20 protein-coding genes are annotated in these 18733 nt (G+C 68.5%); 3 read left to right on the forward strand and 17 right to left on the reverse strand.

The genetic code is table 11. The features are described 5' to 3' along the window. Positions 1 to 50: 50 nt before the first annotated feature. The 12 genes from ASF44_RS30420 to ASF44_RS30475 form a co-directional block, all read right to left on the reverse strand. Positions 51 to 1073, reverse strand: a complete 1023-nt coding sequence (locus tag ASF44_RS30420) for a MucB/RseB C-terminal domain-containing protein (protein ID WP_235579398.1) — start codon at positions 1071 to 1073, stop codon at positions 51 to 53. 28 nt (positions 1074 to 1101) lie between these two features. Further along, positions 1102 to 1767: a sigma-E factor negative regulatory protein gene (locus tag ASF44_RS30425; protein WP_056902971.1), complete on the reverse strand. Its 666-nt coding sequence runs from the start codon at positions 1765 to 1767 to the stop codon at positions 1102 to 1104. A gap of 19 nt (positions 1768 to 1786) precedes the next feature. Continuing rightward, complete coding sequence (rpoE, locus tag ASF44_RS30430) at positions 1787 to 2410, reverse strand: RNA polymerase sigma factor RpoE (protein ID WP_056902972.1); 624 nt, start codon at positions 2408 to 2410, stop codon at positions 1787 to 1789. After that, the gene (locus tag ASF44_RS32270; RefSeq protein ID WP_156374762.1) at positions 2407 to 2670 is read right to left on the reverse strand and encodes a hypothetical protein; all 264 of its coding nucleotides are present in this window, start codon (positions 2668 to 2670) and stop codon (positions 2407 to 2409) included. Before ASF44_RS32270 ends, rpoE begins: the two co-directional genes overlap by 4 nt. A gap of 220 nt (positions 2671 to 2890) precedes the next feature. Beyond that, on the reverse strand, positions 2891 to 4135 hold the full coding sequence (gene fabF / locus ASF44_RS30440) for a beta-ketoacyl-ACP synthase II (protein ID WP_056902974.1): 1245 nt from the start codon (positions 4133 to 4135) through the stop codon (positions 2891 to 2893). A 21-nt stretch (positions 4136 to 4156) separates the two neighbouring features. After that, on the reverse strand, positions 4157 to 4396 hold the full coding sequence (acpP, locus tag ASF44_RS30445) for an acyl carrier protein (RefSeq protein WP_056672556.1): 240 nt from the start codon (positions 4394 to 4396) through the stop codon (positions 4157 to 4159). A 100-nt stretch (positions 4397 to 4496) separates the two neighbouring features. Then, positions 4497 to 5243: a 3-oxoacyl-ACP reductase FabG gene (fabG, locus tag ASF44_RS30450; RefSeq protein ID WP_056902975.1), complete on the reverse strand. Its 747-nt coding sequence runs from the start codon at positions 5241 to 5243 to the stop codon at positions 4497 to 4499. Next, a complete protein-coding gene (gene fabD, locus ASF44_RS30455) occupies positions 5240 to 6202 on the reverse strand; it encodes an ACP S-malonyltransferase (RefSeq protein ID WP_056902976.1) in 963 nt (320 codons plus the stop codon). The genes fabG and fabD overlap by 4 nt, the downstream gene beginning before the upstream one ends. A 52-nt stretch (positions 6203 to 6254) precedes the next feature. Continuing rightward, complete coding sequence (locus ASF44_RS30460) at positions 6255 to 7232, reverse strand: beta-ketoacyl-ACP synthase III (protein ID WP_056902977.1); 978 nt, start codon at positions 7230 to 7232, stop codon at positions 6255 to 6257. An 8-nt stretch (positions 7233 to 7240) separates the two neighbouring features. Continuing rightward, positions 7241 to 8293 carry a phosphate acyltransferase PlsX gene (gene plsX, locus ASF44_RS30465; RefSeq protein WP_056902978.1) on the reverse strand — a complete coding sequence of 351 codons (1053 nt, stop codon included), beginning with the start codon at positions 8291 to 8293 and terminating at the stop codon, positions 7241 to 7243. 111 nt (positions 8294 to 8404) lie between these two features. Next, entirely contained in the window at positions 8405 to 8587 is a 183-nt protein-coding gene (gene rpmF, locus ASF44_RS30470) for a 50S ribosomal protein L32 (protein WP_005794249.1), read from the reverse strand. Positions 8588 to 8771: 184 nt separating this feature from the next. Then, positions 8772 to 9329 carry a DUF177 domain-containing protein gene (locus ASF44_RS30475; RefSeq protein WP_056902979.1) on the reverse strand — a complete coding sequence of 186 codons (558 nt, stop codon included), beginning with the start codon at positions 9327 to 9329 and terminating at the stop codon, positions 8772 to 8774. A gap of 26 nt (positions 9330 to 9355) precedes the next feature. On the opposite strand from ASF44_RS30475, the gene ASF44_RS30480 reads away from it, so the two are divergent. Together ASF44_RS30480 and ASF44_RS30485 are read left to right on the forward strand one after the other, a co-directional pair. After that, complete coding sequence (locus ASF44_RS30480; protein WP_056902980.1) at positions 9356 to 9934, forward strand: Maf family nucleotide pyrophosphatase; 579 nt, start codon at positions 9356 to 9358, stop codon at positions 9932 to 9934. Next, positions 9931 to 10683 carry an SAM-dependent methyltransferase gene (locus tag ASF44_RS30485; RefSeq protein ID WP_056902981.1) on the forward strand — a complete coding sequence of 251 codons (753 nt, stop codon included), beginning with the start codon at positions 9931 to 9933 and terminating at the stop codon, positions 10681 to 10683. Before ASF44_RS30480 ends, ASF44_RS30485 begins: the two co-directional genes overlap by 4 nt. A gap of 34 nt (positions 10684 to 10717) precedes the next feature. Here the strand turns inward: ASF44_RS30485 and ASF44_RS30490 are convergent, their stop codons facing one another. From ASF44_RS30490 to ASF44_RS30505, 4 genes are read right to left on the reverse strand one after another with little or no spacing between them, the layout of a single operon-like run. Next, positions 10718 to 11686: a S49 family peptidase gene (locus tag ASF44_RS30490; RefSeq protein WP_369820973.1), complete on the reverse strand. Its 969-nt coding sequence runs from the start codon at positions 11684 to 11686 to the stop codon at positions 10718 to 10720. A 4-nt stretch (positions 11687 to 11690) separates the two neighbouring features. After that, entirely contained in the window at positions 11691 to 12056 is a 366-nt protein-coding gene (locus ASF44_RS30495; protein WP_056902982.1) for a Rieske 2Fe-2S domain-containing protein, read from the reverse strand. 20 nt (positions 12057 to 12076) lie between these two features. After that, entirely contained in the window at positions 12077 to 12736 is a 660-nt protein-coding gene (locus ASF44_RS30500; protein WP_056902983.1) for an HAD family hydrolase, read from the reverse strand. After that, positions 12717 to 13763, reverse strand: a complete 1047-nt coding sequence (locus ASF44_RS30505) for an RluA family pseudouridine synthase (protein ID WP_056902984.1) — start codon at positions 13761 to 13763, stop codon at positions 12717 to 12719. Before ASF44_RS30505 ends, ASF44_RS30500 begins: the two co-directional genes overlap by 20 nt. 553 nt (positions 13764 to 14316) lie before the next feature. Here ASF44_RS30505 and ASF44_RS30510 point away from each other — a divergent pair. Then, a complete protein-coding gene (locus tag ASF44_RS30510) occupies positions 14317 to 17355 on the forward strand; it encodes an Rne/Rng family ribonuclease (RefSeq protein ID WP_056902985.1) in 3039 nt (1012 codons plus the stop codon). A 94-nt stretch (positions 17356 to 17449) separates the two neighbouring features. Here the strand turns inward: ASF44_RS30510 and ASF44_RS30515 are convergent, their stop codons facing one another. Beyond that, positions 17450 to 18730, reverse strand: a complete 1281-nt coding sequence (locus ASF44_RS30515) for a heme biosynthesis HemY N-terminal domain-containing protein (protein ID WP_056903091.1) — start codon at positions 18728 to 18730, stop codon at positions 17450 to 17452. Positions 18731 to 18733 lie beyond the last annotated feature (3 nt).

Raw genomic sequence — 18733 nt, forward strand, 5'->3', positions numbered from 1 at the left:
ATCCACCTCTTTCCATCACATGGTCCACAGGGCTCTCGCCCATTGCTTGTCTATTTGCGGGTGCGTTGCAGCGAGGCGGCAAAGCTCTTGAGCGTGACCACCGGGACCTCGCCCACGGCGGTCAGCCACCACTCGTCGCTGCGCCGCATGAGCGATTGTGTGGCACCCATCCCCACCAACCCCTCCTTGGGGTGGCGCTGCGCATCGTAAGGCTCGACGAACAAGGACACCGAGGCCAGGCCATCGGAGAACACCCACTGCATCGTGCTGGGCGGCATGCCCGGCTGCGGCGCGCGCTTGATGCAACTCATGGACCGGAAGCCCGGCACGGGCTCGTTCAGCGTCCAACCCTCGGCAGCCGGGTCTGCTGCCAGCGTCTCCACACGCTCCGTGCGGTAACCAGCCGTCTTGTTCATCATGCGCGCCAGGCTCTCCAGGCGCACGGGTGCGTCGATCTGCAGCTCGGAAAAGGCAGCCTGCTCCAGCACCTTGCCGTCCACGTCCAAGGTCTGCAGCTTGATCACGAGGCCGGACTTCTTCTCGCTCCAGACCCGGTAGCCGAAGCGCAGCTTGTCCTTGGGCTTGAGCAGCACGATGTCGGCCTCGAAGCCGGCCACGCGGTCCTGGCCGAGCCGCTTGGCGCTGTAGAACTCGGCGATCGAGGTGTCGGCCGCCTGCAGCAGGTTGGGGAACAGCCCGAGCGCCTCGCGCTTTTCCATGCGCGCGACCTTGCTGTCCTGCAGAAAGGTAACGACATGGTCGTTGCGCCGGAAGGTGGTGCGCGGCGGCCCTGTCAGTGCATCCACGCGCTCGATCTGCTGCTCGCCCTCGCAGGCATGCCAGATGCGCGCGCTGGCCAGCATGGCATCCGACGACACCACGAAGGTGCCCGTGTAGGCGCGCTTGCGCGAGGCATCGTGCATGCGCATCAGCCACTCGCCGATGCTGCGCTGCTCGGTCACCGCCGGTGCGGCATCGACAGGAACCGGAGCGACCTGCGCCAACACCGTGCAGGCGGCCAAACCCAGGGAGACCGCAGCCACCGCAGCGCGGCCGGACGACAGCATGGACATCGGCAGCAAACTCAACCTTGACCGGCCATCAACGCTCCGGCGCCGTGAACGTGGCGCTGCGCAGCAGGCCGGCCGGCACGGGCATCTGCAACGCGCTGGAACTGCCTGCCTGCTTGTGCGCAGCCAGCAATTCGTCCAGGCGCGCATCGCGCAGCATCACTTGCGCCTCCCCGCTGGGCAGACGCACCTCCTGCTCGACCACCTGGGGTGCCGCGCTTGCCTCCACCACCGGTGCGGGCAGCGCCGCCATCTGGGGTTGCTGCACCATCGACCCGGCGCCGCCGACCACGGTCCAGGCCAGTGCGGCCACCGCGACAAAGGACGCGCAGCCCGCCACCATCTTCCAGCGGAAGCTCGCGTCGTTCGCAGACGCGCGGGAAATGGCCGCCACCTGCACGGGCTCCGCAACCGGTACGGCCGGCCGCGCCGGCACCAGCGGCGCCTCCTGCGCGAGCCGCGTCTGCAGGCGAGACAGGAAATCGGACGATGCGTGCACCGCGGTCTGCTCGCCTCCGCGCAACACGTCGCCAATCAGGTGATAGGCCTGCCAGGTCTGGTGCAGGCCGTCGCGCTCTGCCTGAGGCGCCTCCATCAGCCGGGCGGTCTCGTCGCCATCGAGCTCGCCGTCGGCCAAGGCCGAAAGCCGTTCGCGCAGCCTCACCACATCGTCCTGGTTCATCGTCGTCACCTGCATCACTGTTTCCGCCGCGCCATCACCAGCGCTTGCCCGACTGGTTTTCCAGCAGGGGCTTGACCTTGGCCGAAATCGCCTCACGCGCACGGAAGATGCGGGAACGCACGGTTCCGATGGGGCAATTCATGGCTTCGGCAATTTCTTCGTAACTGAGGCCTTCGATCTCGCGCAGCGTCACGGCCTGGCGCAAATCTTCGGGCAAGGCTTCCATCGCCATGTTCACCACCGAGGAGATCTGCTTGGCCGCCAGCACGGTGTCGGGCGTCTCATGGCTGATTGGTTCGGTTTCGGCGCGGTAAGTTTCATCGTCGTCGTCACCGGAGCGCAGTGCGGCTTCAGCCACGGTTGGATCGCGCTTGAAATCCATCAGCGTCTTCTTGGCCGTGTTGACCGCGATGCGGTACAGCCAAGTGTAAAACTGTGCGTCGCCACGGAACTTCGGGAGGGCGCGGTAGGCGCGGATGAAGGTTTCCTGGGCGATGTCTTCTACCAGATCGACGTCGCGCACCATGCGGGCGATCAAGCGCTGGATGCGGCGCTCGTACTTGAGGACCAGCAGCTCGAATGCACGCTGGTCGCCCGCAACCGCACGCTCGACCAGCACCAGATCGCTGTCGCCCGTGGGAGGCGTGGCCCCGCTCACGGCTGCGGCTCCGGCACCGATGGCGCCGGAACGCCGCGTTGGTGCAGTGCGCGGCGCACATCGCTCCACCGCGCGGGTGCGGCAGCACACTCCAGCCAGCGCCACCGCACGCGGCCCGGCGCGCCGACCATGCGCACGAGCACTGCGGATTGCAGGTCCAGGTGCAGGACGATGCTCACGGCGTACTCATCCGCCTGCGCGGCATCGTCGGGCAGCCACCACCAAGCCTGGCCGTCCCAGCGCAACTGTCCGGCACGCACGCCGCGCCATTGAAGAACAACGGCGGCAGCGGCCAGCACCCAGCTGGCAGCGACCGCAACCAGTGGCGCGGCCGCCAGGCCAGAAGCCCAACCCAACAGGCAGGACGCGGCCGGCGCCAGGCACAGCACAGCCAGAGCGCGGCCGGCACGCGCGGAACGCGGCACCGGATAACGGACCGCCGGAGCGCTGTGCATGCCGAACAGGATGGTCGCAGGCGGCTCAGACGCGCTTGAACACCAGCGAACCGTTGGTGCCGCCAAAACCGAAGTTGTTCTTCAGCGCCACATCGATGCGGGCATCACGGGCCGTATTGGCGCAGTAGTCCAGGTCGCACTCCGGGTCCGGGTCGGTCAGGTTGATCGTCGGCGGGATCTTCTGGTGGTGCAGCGCCAGGATCGTGAACACGCTCTCGATGCCGCCCGCGCCGCCCAGCAGGTGGCCGGTCATGGACTTGGTCGAGTTGATTGCCAGCTTGTACGCGTGCTCGCCGAACACCGCCTTGACGGCGTTGGTCTCGTTCGCGTCGCCCAGGGGCGTGGACGTGCCGTGTGCGTTCAGGTGCTGGACCTGGTCGGGGTTCAGGCCCGCGTTGCGCAGCGCCATCTGCATGGAGCGGCGCGGGCCGTCCACGTTCGGCGCGGTGATGTGGTAGGCATCGCCCGTCATGCCGAAGCCAACGACTTCGGCATAGATCTTGGCGCCACGCGCCTTGGCACGCTCGTACTCCTCGAGCACGACGACACCGGCGCCTTCGCCCAGCACGAAACCGTCGCGGCCCTTGTCCCAAGGGCGCGATGCGCCCTTCGGATCGTCGTTGCGCGTACTCAAGGCACGTGCAGAGGCGAAACCGGCGATGCCCAGCGGCGAAACCGTGGATTCGGCGCCGCCGGCCACCATCACGTCGCAATCGCCGGATTCGATCATGCGGGCCGACAGGCCGATGGCATGCAGGCCGGTGGTGCAGGCCGTGACCACGGCGATGTTCGGGCCCTTGAAGCCGTACTTGATCGAGACGTGGCCGGAAATCATGTTGATGATCGAAGCTGGCACGAAGAACGGCGACACCCGGCGCGGGCCGCGGTTCACCAATTCGGCGTGGGTCTGTTCGATCATGGGCAGACCGCCGATACCCGAGCCGATGTTGCAACCGATGCGGGTGGATTCTTCTTCGCCCAATGCGTCGCCGGTGGCCAGCCCGGAATCCGCGACCGCCTGGCACGCTGCCGCGATGCCCAGGTGCATGAAGCGGTCCATGTGGCGCGCTTCCTTGTCGGGGATGTAGCTGGCGACGTCGAAGCCCTTGACTTCACCTGCGAACTTGCAGGCCAGGCCGCTTGCGTCGAAGCTCTGGACCAGATCGATGCCGGACTGACCAGCCAGCAAGGCCTGCCAGGACGACTCGACCGTTGCTCCAACCGGGCTCACGCAGCCCAGACCTGTGACGACGACACGACGACGCGACATAAGCGGCGGTTCCCTTCGGCCTCAGGCCTTCTGGTGGCTGTTGGCGTAATCGATGGCGTTCTGCACCGTGGTGATCTTCTCGGCATCCTCGTCAGGGATCTCGATGCCGAACTCGTCTTCCAGAGCCATGACCAGTTCGACGGTGTCGAGCGAGTCGGCACCCAGGTCGGCAACGAACGACTTCTCGTTCGTGACCTGGGACTCCTCCACACCCAGTTGCTCGGCAATGATCTTCTTGACGCGTGCTTCGATATCGCTCATGGTTCCCTCTTAGGGTTTGTAAAGAATCGGTGATTTTAGCGAGGCGCTTACGCCGGCACTTGTCCCCCGCTTCGCAGGGAATCCGCCGGGCACTCGCCAGCTACATGTACATGCCGCCGTTGACGTGCAGTTCCTGCCCCGTCACGTAGGCTGCCTCGGGTGAGGCGAGATAGGCCACCGCATGCGCCACATCGGATGGCGTGCCCAGTTGGCCCAATGGGATCTGGCCGAGCAACGCCTTGTGCTGCTCGTCCGAAAGCTTGCCGGTCATGTCGGTGGCGATGAAGCCCGGCGCGACGCAGTTGACCGTGATGCCGCGCGAGCCCAGCTCCCGCGCCAGGGCGCGCGTCATGCCGGCCACACCCGCCTTGGCGGCCGCGTAGTTGGCCTGGCCGGGGTTGCCCGACGCGCCGACGACCGAGGTGATGTTGACGATGCGGCCGTAGCGCTGCTTCATCATCGCGCGCATGACCGCGCGGCTCATGCGGAACACGGCCTTGAGGTTGGTGTCCAGCACCGCATCCCAGTCCTCGTCCTTGAGCCGCATGGCCAGCATGTCTCGCGTGATGCCGGCGTTGTTGACCAGCACGTGCAACGCGCCATGCTCCTTCACGATGGCCTCGACCAGGGCTTCGCCGGCTTTGGCGTCGTTGACGTCCAGCACACGGCCGACGCTACCGGCATGGCCAGCCAGCGCCTGCGTGATGTTGGCCGCGCCGGCCTCGCTGGTGGCCGTGCCGACGACCTTGAAACCGCGTTGCGCCAGTTCCTTGGCGATGGCGGCGCCGATGCCGCGCGACGCGCCGGTGACCAGCGCGACCTGTTCGGAGATGGCGGGTGCGCTCATGCCGTCGTTCCTTCGAGTTGTGCCTTGGCCTGCGCCAGCGTGGCGGGGTCGTGGACGGCGCCCGAGGCCAGTTCGGCGTCGATGCGCTTGACGAGGCCCGCCAGCACCTTGCCGGGGCCGCATTCGATCAGCGTGCCGATGCCACGCGCCTTGATGGCCTGCACGCATTCGACCCAGCGCACCGGACCGAAGGCCTGGCGGTACAGGGCGTCGCGGATCGCATCGGCATCCTGCTGCACGGCCACGTCGATGTTGTTGACGACCGGGATCTGCGGCGCACCGAAGGTGAGTTCGGCCAGGCGTTCGCGCAGGCGTTGCGCCGCAGGCCGCATGAGGCTGGAATGGAATGGGGCCGACACCGGCAGCGGCAGCGCGCGCTTGGCGCCCTTGCTCTTGAGCAGTTCGCAGGCTTTCTCGACCGCCAGCTTGCTGCCGGCGATCACGGTCTGGGCCGGGTCGTTGAAGTTCACGGCCTCGACCACTTCACCAGCTTGGCCGAGGGCGGCCTGCGCCTCGGCACAACCGGCCGCGACCTGGGCACTGTCCATGCCCAGGATGGCCGCCATCGCGCCCGTCCCCACCGGCACGGCGTCCTGCATGGCCTGGGCACGGAAACGCACCAGCGGCGCCGCCTGTGCCAGCGTCAATACCCCGGAGGCGACCAGCGCCGAATACTCGCCCAGCGAGTGGCCGGCGACCACGGCCGGCGCCAGCCCGGTTTCAGCCATCCATGCACGGTAGGCGGCCACACCGGCCACCAGCATCACGGGCTGGGTGTTGGTGGTCAGCGCCAAGGCCTCTTTCGGGCCCTCATGGATGAGCTTGGCGACATCCTCGCCCAACGCATCGGAGGCTTCGGCCAGCGTCTGGGCGATGACGGCATGGCCTTGCCAGCCATCGAGCATGCCGACGGCCTGCGAGCCCTGGCCTGGAAAAACGAACGCGAATGGTGTGGTCATGGCGTGGAAGGCGCGCGGGTGCTTTGCAAGCACCCTGTCGCGCACGGTCTCCTCAGAAATTCAGCAGGACGGCGCCCCAGGTGAACCCGCCGCCGACACCTTCGAGCATCAGCAGATCACCCTTCTTGATATCGCCCTTGCGCACGGCGTGGTCCAGGGCCAGCGGAATCGAAGCCGCCGAGGTGTTGCCGTGCTGGTCCACGGTGACGACGAGCTTGTCCAGCGGCAGCTTGAGCCGCTTGGCCGTGCTCTGCATGATGCGGATGTTGGCCTGGTGCGGGATCAGCCAGTCGATCTGCTCGTGCGTCTTGCCGGCCTTGGCGAGCGTGGCGCGCGCGGCATCCTCGAGCACGCCCACGGCCAGCTTGAACACGGCCTGGCCATCCATCTTGAGCAGCGGATCACCCAGCACCGAACCGCCAGACACATGGCCTGGAACGCACAGGATGCCGACATGCTTGCCATCCGCATGCAGGTCGCTGGCCAGGATGCCGGGCGTCTCCGAAGCCTCCAGCACGACGGCACCGGCGCCGTCGCCGAACAGCACGCAGGTCGTGCGGTCGTTGAAATCGAGGATGCGCGAGAACACCTCGGAGCCGACCACCAGCGCGCGCTTGGCGTTGCCGGCGCGGATCATGGCGTCCGCCACCGTCAGGGCGTAGACGAAACCGCTGCACACGGCCTGCACGTCGAAAGCCGGGCAACCGGCGATGCCGAGCTTGTGCTGCAGGATGGTGGCAGCCGAAGGAAACACCATGTCCGGCGTGGACGTGGCGACGATGATGAGGTCGATCTGCTGCGGCGCGACGCCCGCGGCCTCCATGGCCGCCTGCGCTGCCGGCACGGCCAGGTCGCTGCAGGTCACGTCCGGCGCGGCGAAGTGGCGCGCGCGGATGCCGGTGCGCTCGACGATCCATTCGTCGGAAGTCTCGACTCCCTTGGTGGCCAGCTCTGCGGCGAGCTCGGCGTTGCTCAGGCGGCGCGGCGGCAGGTAGCTGCCGGTGCCCGTGATGCGGGAATAGGTGGACATGGGTGTTGTCAGTGGTGGGCTGCCAACTCGGCCGGCACCGGCGCACCGGTGTCCACGGCCTGCTGCGGGGCGGTCTTGGCGATGCGTGCCTGCACCTGCTCCAGCAGCTTGTTGCGCGCCGCATCATAGCCGCGGTTCAACGCCTGCTCGAACGCGAAGGCGTCGGCCGAGCCGTGGCTCTTGAACACCAGGCCACGCAGACCCAACAGGGCTGCCCCGTTGTAGCGCCGGTGGTCGAGCCGACCCTTGAGCGCCTGCAATACCGGATAGGCGACCAGGGCCGCGGCCTTGGTCCAGACGCTGCGCGAAAACTCCGCCTTGAGGAAGCCGCTGATCATCGACGCCACACCTTCGCTGCTCTTGAGCGCCACGTTGCCGACGAAGCCGTCGCAGACCACGATGTCGGTCGTGCCCTTGTAGATGTCGTTGCCTTCCACGTTGCCGTGGAAATTCAGGTGCCCGGCGGCATGCGCGGCCTGGAACAACTCACCGGCCTGCTTGATGACTTCACTGCCCTTGATCACCTCTTCACCGATGTTCAGCAGCCCGACCGTGGGCTCGTCGTGCCCCTTGAGCACCGACACCAGCGCAGCCCCCATCAGCCCGAACTGGAGCAGGTGCTCGGCCGTGCAGTCGACATTGGCGCCGAGGTCGAGCACCGTGGTGGCGCCACCACGCGCATTGGGCAACTGGGTGGCGATGGCCGGGCGGTCGATGCCAGGCACTGTCTTGAGCAGGTAGCGCGCGATCGCCATCAGGGCGCCGGTGTTGCCGGCGGACACGGCCACATCGGCCACCTTGTCCTTGACCTGTGCGATGGCCACGCGCATGGACGAGTCGCGCTTCTTGCGCAGCGCGACCTCCACGGGGTCGTCCATGCCGACGACCTCGCTGGCCGGAACGGCGCGCGCGCGCGGGTGCGAAAAACCCTGGATGGCCTCGGGCAGGCCGACCAGCAACAGTTGCGCGTCGGCATGCGACGCCAGGAAAGCGCGGCACGCCGGCAGCGTGATGCCAGGGCCGTGGTCCCCACCCATACAGTCGACAGCCACAGTGATCATGGGCGCGACTGTACGTCCAGGGGACGCACGAATTCGAAAGGAAAGTGAACGGTCACCAAAACAAAAGCCCGTCGCTACGACAGGTAGCCACGGGCCTTGCGGGCGAAACGATCAGGCTTCGGACTTGTTCTTGAGCACCTGGCGGCCACGGTAGAAACCGTTGGGGCTGATGTGGTGGCGCAGGTGGGTTTCGCCGGTGGTGGGCTCCACCGCGATGCCGGGCACGTTCAGCGCATTGTGCGAACGGTGCATGCCGCGCTTGGACGGCGATTTCTTGTTTTGCTGGACTGCCATGCTTGGCTCCTTGAATCAAAGTAGAGGTTTGCGGGGATCGCAACCCGAAAACTCTCACCGAAGGAGATATCTGGAGCGATCTGGCCAAAATCGTGGCCGATTGAATTGTCCAAAAATTGTTCAATTTCAACCGACCCCGCGGCACGCGAAGCCGGCCATTATAGCCCGGCTGCGGACATCGAGGCTAGAGGCCGTTGCCGCTGGACTTGCGCTTGAGGTCGGCCAGCACGTCGAACGGATTGGGCTTGTCGGCCTCGGCCTGCGCGAAACCGGGATCGGCCACCTCCATCCGCACCTCACCCGGGCACACGTCATGCCGCGGCACCAGGGGCAGCGCCATCAGCAGCTCGTCCTCGACCAGGGCCTGCAGGTCGAACGCGGGATCGAGTACCAGCACGTCTTCGTCGGCCTCCTCGTCCTCGCGCGCGGCCTGTGCCTCGTCGGCCACGAAACGGAACCAGCGGTCCACGGCCAGGGGCTCGTCGACCGGCTCCAGGCAACGCTGGCAGGTCAGCGGCACATCGGCATCGGCCACGACGTGCAACCAGATCTGCGGTACCACACCGGCCGACGTGCGCCACTGGCCCACGGCGTGCCAACGCACAGGCCGGTCGCCGCCACGGCCTTCGGCCTCTTCGAACAAACGCGGATGGTCGGCGAGACGGTCTTGCTGCTGCCGCTCGCCACCCGACTGGGCGAAGGCCTTGATGTCCAGGCCACGTGCCTGCTTGGGGGCTGTCATGCGGGGCAGTGTAAGAGAATCGCACCATGCCACGCCTCATCCTGGGATCGACCTCGCGCTACCGCCGCGAACTGCTGACACGCCTGCGCATCGACTTCGACGTGGTCGCGCCAGAGGTCGACGAAACCCCTCTTGCCGGCGAAGCGCCGGCCGCCCTCGCCCGCCGGCTGGCGCTGGCCAAGGCGCGGGCCGTCGCCGCCAGCCATCCGGATGCCGTGGTGATCGGCTCGGACCAGGTCGCCGACCTGCACGGCCAGCCACTCGGCAAGCCCGGCGACCATGCGCGGGCCACCGCCCAATTGCGGGCAATGCGCGGCCAGACGGTGGTGTTCCAGACCGCGTTGTCGGTCGTGCATGCCGCCCAGGGTTTCGAGCAGACCGCCCTGGTGCCCGTGCAGGTGCGCTTCCGCGACCTGGACGACGCCGACATCGAGGCCTACCTGCAGGCCGAACAGCCCTACGACTGCGCCGGCAGCGCCAAGAGCGAGGGCCTGGGCATCGTCCTGCTGGACGCCATCACGAGCGACGACCCGACCGCGCTGGTGGGCCTTCCGCTGATCCAGACCAGCCGCATGCTGCGCGCCGCCGGCGTCCGACTGCTGTGAGCGGCCGCCTGTACCTGGTGCCGGCGCCGCTGGACTTCGGTTGCGCCGAGCAGGCGCCGCTGCAGGACGCGGTACCGCTGGGCACGCTGCAGGTGGCCGCCCGCCTTTCGCACTGGATCTGCGAGAACGCCAAGAGCACGCGCGCCTACCTCAAGCGCGTCGATGGCGTCGTGCCACTCGCCATGCCGCTGCAGCAGCAAACGCTGACGGAATTGCCCCGCGAAGTGCACAAGAAAGGCGACCACGGGCCCGGCTTCGACGCCACGCCGCTGCTGGCCGCCGCTCTGCAAGGTCATGACATCGGGCTGGTCAGCGAGGCCGGCATGCCCGCGGTCGCGGATCCGGGCAGCTCGGTGGTGCGCGCCGCCCACGCGCTGGGCGTGGCGGTGGTGCCCCTGGTCGGCCCCAGCGCGCTGTTGCTGGCGCTGGCGGCCAGCGGCCTGAACGGCCAGAATTTCGCGTTCGTCGGCTACCTGCCGCAGGACGCCGAAGCGCGCACCGAGCGCGTGCGCCAGCTCGAAACCCTGGCGCTCAAGACCGGGCAGACGCAGCTGTGCATCGAAACCCCGTACCGCACGGAAACCCTGCGCCGCGCGCTGGTGCAGGCCCTGCAGCACAACACGCGGCTGGTTATCGCCACCGGCTTGACGCTGGACAACGCCCGCATCCTCAGCCAGACCGTGAAGGCCTGGCGGCAGCACCAGGAACCGCTGCCGGACGCGCCGGCCGTCTTTGCCATCGGCCGCTGACGGCCACGACGGCCACGACCGGCCGCCGATCCGCTCAGCGCAGCGCCGGCACCGATTGGAGCGCCCGCATGGCGCCCTCGCCCAAGGCCGCGCCGAAGCGCTTGGCCAAGCGCTCGGCCACGTTCTCGCGGCGCGTGTAGTCGACGATCTCCTCGGCCTTGACCACATCGCGTGCCACGTAGTCCAGGCTGCCGAGTTGGTCCGCCAGACCCATCTGCACGGCCTGTTCGCCACTCCAGAACAGGCCGCTGAAGGTCTCGGGTGTTTCCTTGAGCCGGTCGCCACGGCCCTTCTTGACCACGCCGATGAACTGCTGGTGGATGGTGTCGAGCATGTTCTGCGCCAGCGCACGCTGGGTCTCGCTCATGGGGCTGAACGGGTCGAGGAAGCCCTTGTTGGCGCCCGCCGTCAGCAGCCGGCGCTCCACGCCCAGCTTGTCCATGAGGCCGGTGAAGCCGAAGCCGTCCATCAGCACACCGATGCTGCCCACGATGCTGGCCTTGTCGACGAAGATCTTGTCGGCGCCAACGGCGATGTAGTAGGCCGCCGAGGCGCAGGCTTCTTCCACCACGGCATAGACGGGCTTGTTGTGCTTGGCCTTGAGCCGCAGGATCTCGTCGTTGATCATGCCGGCCTGCACGGGGCTGCCGCCCGGCGAGTTGATGAGCAGCACGACAGCCTGCGCACCCTGGTCCTCGAAGGCGCTGCGCATGGCGGCCACGATGGATTCGGCGCTGGCATCGGCGCCCGAGGCGATCTCGCCCTTGATCTCGACCACGGCGGTGTGCATGGTCGAGGTGTCGGTCGTCGGCGCAGCGCGCAGCAGCAGCAGCCAGGCCAGCACGATGAAAAAGCCGAGCCAGGTGAGCCGCGTGAAGATCTTCCAGCGGCGCGCGGCGCGCTGCTCCTTCAGCGATGCGAAGGCCAGCCGCTCCAGCAGGCTGCGCTCCCATTGCGGATCGGACGAGGGGGAGCCGGAGGCTTGCGGTTCACTCATGGTGATGGGGCTACTCGAAGAAAACAGGTTGCAATTGGGGCTGAGTATGCCAATGCACCACGCTGCCCGACTCCGACAGCGCGATCTTGACCAGGCCGCCGCGGCAAGGACCGCCGCCGCAGGCACCCGTGTCGGGCCGGTAGGCGGCGCCGTGGGTCGCGCACAACAGCCATTCGCCAGTGTCGTCGAGGAAGCGGTTGGGCTGGTAGTCCATCTCCATGGCCACGTGGGTACAACGGTTCAGGTAGGCATGGGCCTGGCCACGCCAGCGCACGGCAAACGCCCGGCAGGTCTGGCCCTGGTACCGCACATCGAAGGGCACGGCCTCGCCGCCCTCGGCCAAGTCATGGGAATTGCACAGTGCAACGCAGTCCATGGTGGCGCTGCTCGCAAGCTTCAGGCCGGCGCCAGCAGCCAGTCGTGCAGTTCGCGGACCGAGTGGGCCACGAACAGCGGCCGCAGCGCAGCGAACTCGCCGTGCGGATGCGCGCCATAGCCCACGCCTACGCTGGGGCAACCGGCGTTCAGTGCCATCTGGAGGTCGTGGGTGGTGTCGCCGACCATGAGCAGGCGCTCGGGCGCCACGTCGAACTCGCGCATCAACTCATGCAGCATGCGCGGGTGCGGCTTGCCGGCGGTTTCGTCGGCGGTGCGCGAGCCGTCGAACAGGCCTTGCAATTCCACGACGCGCAAGGCCTCGTCCAGGCCGCGGCGCGATTTGCCGGTGGCCACGGTCAGCAGGATCTGCTGCTCCTTGAGTGCGCGCAGCAGCTCCAGCACGCCGGGGAACAGCACGATGTCGTTCTGGTGCTGCATGTAGTGCACGCGGTAACGCGCGGCCAGGTCGGGGTAGCGCTCGCGCGGCACGTCTGGCGCGGCATGTGCCAGGGCCTGCGGCAGGGCCATGCCGATCACGAAGGAGGCGGCGGTGTCGGTGGGCACGGTGCCGCCGACATCGCGGACCGCCTCCTGGATGCACCGGGTGATGATGGCCGTCGAATCGAACAGGGTTCCATCCCAGTCGAAGGCGATCAGGTCAAAGCGTCGGGCTTGCATGCGGCGATTGTCGCCCGGCGCCCGTGACAGCCGGTGCGCAGGCGGCCAGAAAACCGGCCAGTTCGGGCGGCAATGCGGCCTCCAGCTGCACCGTTTCGCCACTGGCCGGGTGCGCAAGCCGCAACCGCCAGGCATGCAGGAACATGCGCGACAGCCCCTGCCGGACCAGGGCCTTGTTGACCGTGAAGTCGCCGTACTTGTCGTCGCCCGCGATCGGATGGCCTTCGCTGGCCAGGTGCACGCGGATCTGGTGCGTCCGGCCGGTCTTGATGGTCACCTCCAGCAGGCTGAAGTCGGCCAGGGCTTGCGCGACCCGGACCAGCGTGATCGAGCGCATGCCTTGCGGATCGTCCGCAGCCGCCACGCGCACGCGGCGCTCGCCCTCCGTGCCGGGCTTGCCGGGCAGCAGGTAGCGCACCAGCGGCTTGTCCAGCACCTTGTGCTTGCCCGGCCAGGTGCCCAGCGCCAGCGCCAGGTAGGTCTTGCCGGTCTCGCGCTCGCGGAACTGGTCCTGCAGGTGTTTCAGCGCGCTGCGCTTCTTGGCCACCAGCAGCACGCCAGAGGTTTCGCGGTCCAGCCGGTGCACGAGCTCCAGGAACGGCGCACCTGGCCGCGCCATGCGCAGCTGCTCGATCACGCCGAAATCCACGCCGCTGCCGCCGTGCACGGCCACGCCGGCCGGCTTGTCGATGGCCAGGAAGGCATCGTCCTCGTGCAGCACGGGGAAGCTGCGGGCCGGAGCGTTGCGGGCCATGGCCGCGGATTTCTCCTCTGCGCGTTCGGACAGGCGCAGCGGCGGCAGGCGCACGCTGTCGCCCAGCGCCAGGCGCGTGGCGGCATCGGCACGGCCCTTGTTCACGCGCACCTCGCCGCTGCGGATGATGCGGTAGACATGGGTCTTGGGCACGCCCTTGAGCACGCGCAGCAGGTAGTTGTCGAGGCGCTGGCCCTCGGCATCGGGACCGATTTCGACGAGCTTTGCGGCCGGCGCGGACACCTCCTGCGCTGCACCTATAATATTTTTCACCAGCGTCTCGGCCTAAGTGCTTGATAAGACACGAGTTTAGAGCACGACTCCAAACACGCTGGGAGGCGATGCCACTTGGAGGCATCGGTTGTCGACCCCCTGGTCCGCGCGGACCCTGGTGACAACCGGTGGCAGCCAAGGCGGGCTGACGCAATTGAAACCCTGATACGGAATACCCCAAGCCGGCCTGGACGTGCTGTCCATGGCAGCGCGTCCAGGCCGGCGGATCAAAGCAAGAACATGGTGTGGAGGCCCCCTTCCCGAACCTGCCAGCCCGGGCGAGCGCCCGTGCGGCCAGGATCGCGCGCGAGCCACGCACCGCCCCGGCACGCCTGTCCGGCCACCGCACCTGCGGCCCGGACAGGCCTTGCGAAGCCCTTGCTCCATCCACGCGCCCATGCCCCACTGCGCGAGCCCGATGGCTCGTGAGTGAAGGCTCTCCGGCAATTCCCTTCGTTTCAAGCGCGTCCGCTCAGGCATCAACCAGGTTCCCACGGAACCACGACGTTTTGACGACACACCGGGCTCCGCAGGAGCCCAGAGGACGCTACCCATGAAACGGATGCTGATCAATGCCACGCAGGCCGAAGAGCGCCGCCTGGCGATCGTGGACGGGCAAAAGCTGCTCGACTACGAAATCGAGATCGAAGGGCGCGAACAGCGCAAGGGCAACATCTACAAGGCCGTGGTCACGCGGGTCGAGCCTTCGCTCGAGGCCTGCTTCGTCGACTACGGCGAAGACCGCCACGGCTTCCTGCCGTTCAAGGAAATCTCCCGCCAGTATTTCGCCGAGGGCGTCTCGGTCAGCCAGGCGCGCATCAACGATGTGATCCGCGAAGGCCAGGAATTGGTGGTGCAGGTCGAGAAGGAAGAACGCGGCAACAAGGGCGCGGCCCTGACCACCTTCATCTCGCTGGCCGGCCGCTACGTGGTGCTGATGCCCAACAACCCGCGCGGCGGCGGCGTGTCGCGCCGCATCGAGGGCGACGACCGGGCCGAGCTCAAGGAGGCGATGGACCAGCTCGAGTACCCCAAGGGCGCCAGCATCATCGCGCGCACCGCCGGCATCGGCCGCAGCGCGCCCGAACTGCAGTGGGACCTGAACTACTTGCTCAAGCTCTGGAAGGCCGTCGACGAAGCCGCCAAGAGCCTGCGCAAGCCCGAACTGATCTACCAGGAGTCCAACCTGGTAGTGCGCGCGCTGCGCGACTACTTCAACCACGACATCGGCGACATCCTGATCGACACCGACGACGTGTACGAGCAGGCCCAGCAGTTCATGGCGCACGTGATGCCCGAACACGCGCCGCGCGTGAAGCGCTACCGCGACGACGCGCCGCTGTTCAGCCGCTTCCAGATCGAGCACCAGATCGAATCGGCCTACGCCCGCACCGTGACGCTGCCCTCCGGCGGCGCCATCGTGATCGACCACACCGAAGCGCTGGTGTCCGTCGACGTGAACTCGGCCCGCTCCATCCGCGGCGGCGACATCGAGGAAACCGCCACCCGCACCAACCTGGAAGCCGCTGAAGAAGTGGCGCGCCAGATGCGCCTGCGCGACCTGGGCGGCCTGATCGTGATCGACTTCATCGACATGGAGGAGTCCAAGAACCGCCGCGAGGTCGAGAACCGCCTGCGCGATTCGCTGCGCCAGGACCGCGCCCGCGTGCAGTTCGGCACCATCAGCAAATTCGGCCTCATGGAAATGAGCCGCCAGCGCCTGCGCCCGGCGCTGTCCGAAGGCTCCTCGATCCCCTGCCCGCGCTGCGGCGGCTCCGGCCACATCCGCGACACCGAAAGCTCGGCGCTGCAGATCCTTCGCATCATCCAGGAGGAGTCGCAGAAGGACAACACGGCCTCGGTGCTGTGCCAGGTGCCGGTCGAAGTGGCCTCCTTCCTGCTCAACGAAAAGCGTGCCGAGATCGCCAAGATCGAGTTGCGCCAGCGCATCAGCGTGCTGATGGTGCCCAACAAGACGCTGGAAACGCCGAACTACCGCATGGAGCGTCTCAAGCACGACGACCCGCGCCTGGACCAGATGCAGGCGAGCTACAAGCTGGCCGAAGAGGTCGAAGACCGGACCGGCGTCACGCGCCGCTCGCAGGAGCCCACCAACAAGCAGACGCCGCTGATCAAGGGCGTGCTGCCCGACGCGCCGGCACCGCAACCGGTGGCCAAGCCCGTCGAGGCACCGGCCCCGGCGCCTGCTGCCGCAGCACCCGCCGCCTACGTGCCGCCGGTGCACGAGGAAAAAGGCTTCCTGGGCTTCATCAAGAGCCTGTTCGGCGCCCGGCCGGCCGTCGCGCCGGCACCCGTGGCCCCTGCCCCTGTGGCTGCACCCGCGCCTGCCGCCGCTCCGAAGTCCGAAGCCCGCGCCCCGCGGGGCGAAGGCCAGGGCCGCGGTGGCCGCGGCAACCGTGGCCGCAACGGCGAAGGCCGCGAGGGCCGTGAAGGACGCGAAGGCCGGGACACCCGCGAAGGACGCGAACCGCGCGAAGCCCGCGAGCCGCGTGAACCGCGCGCACCGCGCAGCGATGAAGGCCGCGTCGAAGGCGGTGAAGCGCGCGGCCGCGGTGGCCGTGGCGGCGAACGCCAGGGCGGCCGTCAACGTGCAGACGCCGAGCTGCGCAACGAAGGCCTGAGCGCCGTGCCGAACGGCGAGGCTGCAGCCGAGCAACCCGCAGGCGAGCGCCAGCGCCCGCCGCGCAATGCAGAGCGTGGTGAACGCGGCGAAAGCCGCGAAGCCCGCGAATTGCGGGAACCCCGTGAACCGCGCGAGCCCCGCGAACCGCGCGAAGGTGGCCGTGAACGCGGTGGCCGTGGCGGCCGTGGCCGCGGCGAACGCGAAGAGCGTGCGCCCGGCGAAGCCGAGGCAGCCGGTGCAGGTGCAGCTGCAGGTGCCGCAGGCGAGAGCCTGAACGACGAGGTGCAAGCCCCGCGTGAAGCGCCCGCACGGCCAGAGCGCACGGACCGCCCGTCCTACTTCTCGGCATCGGACGCAGCCGCGCCGCAAGCCGAGGCCGAAGCCGATGTGCCGGCTGCTGCCGCGGCCGACAACGCCGCACCGGCAGCCGAAGGCGAGGAAGCCCCCCGCCGCGAGAAGCGTTCGCGCGACCGCTACGGCCGTGAGCGACGCGAACGCGGCGAGCGCGGTCCGCGTACGGCCGAGCCACTGGCCGAAGGCGAGGCCGAGGCAGCACCCGCTGCACCGGTGCAGGCCGCCGTGCCCGCCCCCGCGTCGGCCCCCGCCCGGGCGCCTGTCGCTGCGCCCTCAGTGGCTGCCGCTGTGGCCCCTGCACCCGCTCCGGCTCCCGTGCCGGCCCCCGCCCCTGTCGCGCCCGTCGCCGCCCTGCCACAAGTGCAGGCCTTCGCGCTGCCGGTCAGCGATCTGGAGCAGATCGCGCTGAGCTCGGGACTGCAGTGGGTCTCCACCGACGCCGCCAAGAGCGCCGCCGTGCAGGCCGCCATTGCCGCCGAGCCGCGGCCCGTGCATGTGCCGCGCGAGCGGCCGCCCGTGGTGCAGATCTCCGACGAGCCCCTGATCCTGGTCGAGACCCGCCGCGACCTGGGCAACCTGCAGCTGCCGTTCTGACGCAGGCACTGCGCCAATGAAAAGACCGCCTCGTGAGGCGGTTTTTTTTTTGCCTGGGGCCCGCCACGGGGCTGGGCCCGATGCGGTGTTGAACCTACAGCAGCGCCGCCTCGCGCAGGGCCTGCTGGGATGCGGCGCCATCGCCGCGCTGCTCGGCCAGGGCCGCCAGTGCGCGCCAGGCGTTGCGCTTGAGACCGGCATCCTGCAGCCGGGCCAGCGCCTGCGTGAGCAGCTGCTGGGCCTTGCCCCACAGCTGGTGGCGCAGGCAGGCGATGCCCGCCAGGTACTGCAGTTCGGCGCTCTCGGGATGCTGGCGCTGCGCCGCCTCGATGCGTTCCAGCCATTGCAGGTCGCTTGCGCCGGCTTCAGCGCCGAAGCCCTCTTCCAGCGCGTGGATCAGCTTGACCAGCACGGGGGCCTGTTCGCGCAGGCTGGGCGCGCGCAGCAGCTCGTCCCAGACCGGCTGAAGCCATTGGCGCGACAAGGCCACGTCGCCTTCCAGCTGCGCCAGGCGGTGGCCAGCCTGGATCGCGACATCGGCCATGGTGCGCTCTGCCGGCTCCAGCCCAGCCCAGGCACGCTGCAGCTGCACCGAGTCGTGGGCACCCTGGATCAGTTCGAGGGCGAGGCCCTTCAGGATGAGGTGCGCGGCATCGGTCGAGAACGCGCGGTGCTTGGCCAGCAGCCGCGCCGTCTCCAGCGCCGGCAGCGTCTGGCGCGACAACCGCGTGGCCTTGAGCCGCGCGCGCAACGCCAGCGTGCGGCGCGAGGCGCCCTGCGGCATCTCGTCCAGCCATTGCAGGGCGGCCTGCGGATCGCGGTCGGCCAGTGCCCAGCGCGCGGCCTGCAGCTGCACGCCTTCGCGTGTCTCCTGGGCCTCGCGCGGTTCGGTTTCCTTGAGCAACTGCTGCAGGTGCATCTCGCGCGTCGCGCGGTCCTGCAGCGCGTGCGCGCTCTCGGCCGCGACGAGGTGGGCCGTGGCCCGCAGCTTGCCGGCGTGCTGGACGGGGTGGCCGCCGGCCGCCAGCGCCTCTTCCTGCTGCAGGGCCGCCTCGGCCGCCTTGCGCGCGCGCAGGAAACGGCCGGCCTGGCGGTGCGTCAGCGCATCCAGCACGGCAGCGTGCATGGCGCGTTCGCGCTGCTGCAGGCGCCAACGCTGGGCCTGCCGCGGCATCGAGAACAGCGCCGACAGGCCGCGCAGCGCCAAATGCAGCAGCACGAAGCCCAGCGCCAGCGTGGCCAGCACCAGGTTCAGCGACAGGTCCACACGGTAGGGCGGCAGGAACAGCGTGACCGTTCCCTGGTTGTTGCCAGCCAGCAGCGCCGCACCGGCCGCCAGGCCGAACAGCGCCAGAAACCACAGCAGTGCGCGCATCAT

The organism is Pseudorhodoferax sp. Leaf274 (assembly GCF_001422445.1).
GTDB lineage: Bacteria > Pseudomonadota > Gammaproteobacteria > Burkholderiales > Burkholderiaceae_C > Pseudorhodoferax.

Coding starts and splice junctions, on each gene's coding strand:
- fabD (WP_056902976.1), bottom strand. CDS start 6,202: ATGACCACACCATTCGCGTTCGTTTTTCCAGGCCAGGGCTCGCAGGCC.
- ASF44_RS30515 (WP_056903091.1), bottom strand. CDS start 18,730: ATGCGCGCACTGCTGTGGTTTCTGGCGCTGTTCGGCCTGGCGGCCGGT.
- ASF44_RS30510 (WP_056902985.1), top strand. CDS start 14,317: ATGAAACGGATGCTGATCAATGCCACGCAGGCCGAAGAGCGCCGCCTG.
- ASF44_RS30420 (WP_235579398.1), bottom strand. CDS start 1,073: ATGTCCATGCTGTCGTCCGGCCGCGCTGCGGTGGCTGCGGTCTCCCTG.
- fabG (WP_056902975.1), bottom strand. CDS start 5,243: ATGAGCGCACCCGCCATCTCCGAACAGGTCGCGCTGGTCACCGGCGCG.
- ASF44_RS30460 (WP_056902977.1), bottom strand. CDS start 7,232: ATGTCCACCTATTCCCGCATCACGGGCACCGGCAGCTACCTGCCGCCG.
- rpmF (WP_005794249.1), bottom strand. CDS start 8,587: ATGGCAGTCCAGCAAAACAAGAAATCGCCGTCCAAGCGCGGCATGCAC.
- ASF44_RS30425 (WP_056902971.1), bottom strand. CDS start 1,767: ATGCAGGTGACGACGATGAACCAGGACGATGTGGTGAGGCTGCGCGAA.
- fabF (WP_056902974.1), bottom strand. CDS start 4,135: ATGTCGCGTCGTCGTGTCGTCGTCACAGGTCTGGGCTGCGTGAGCCCG.
- plsX (WP_056902978.1), bottom strand. CDS start 8,293: ATGATCACTGTGGCTGTCGACTGTATGGGTGGGGACCACGGCCCTGGC.
- acpP (WP_056672556.1), bottom strand. CDS start 4,396: ATGAGCGATATCGAAGCACGCGTCAAGAAGATCATTGCCGAGCAACTG.
- ASF44_RS30495 (WP_056902982.1), bottom strand. CDS start 12,056: ATGGACTGCGTTGCACTGTGCAATTCCCATGACTTGGCCGAGGGCGGC.
- ASF44_RS30500 (WP_056902983.1), bottom strand. CDS start 12,736: ATGCAAGCCCGACGCTTTGACCTGATCGCCTTCGACTGGGATGGAACC.
- ASF44_RS30475 (WP_056902979.1), bottom strand. CDS start 9,329: ATGACAGCCCCCAAGCAGGCACGTGGCCTGGACATCAAGGCCTTCGCC.
- ASF44_RS30480 (WP_056902980.1), top strand. CDS start 9,356: ATGCCACGCCTCATCCTGGGATCGACCTCGCGCTACCGCCGCGAACTG.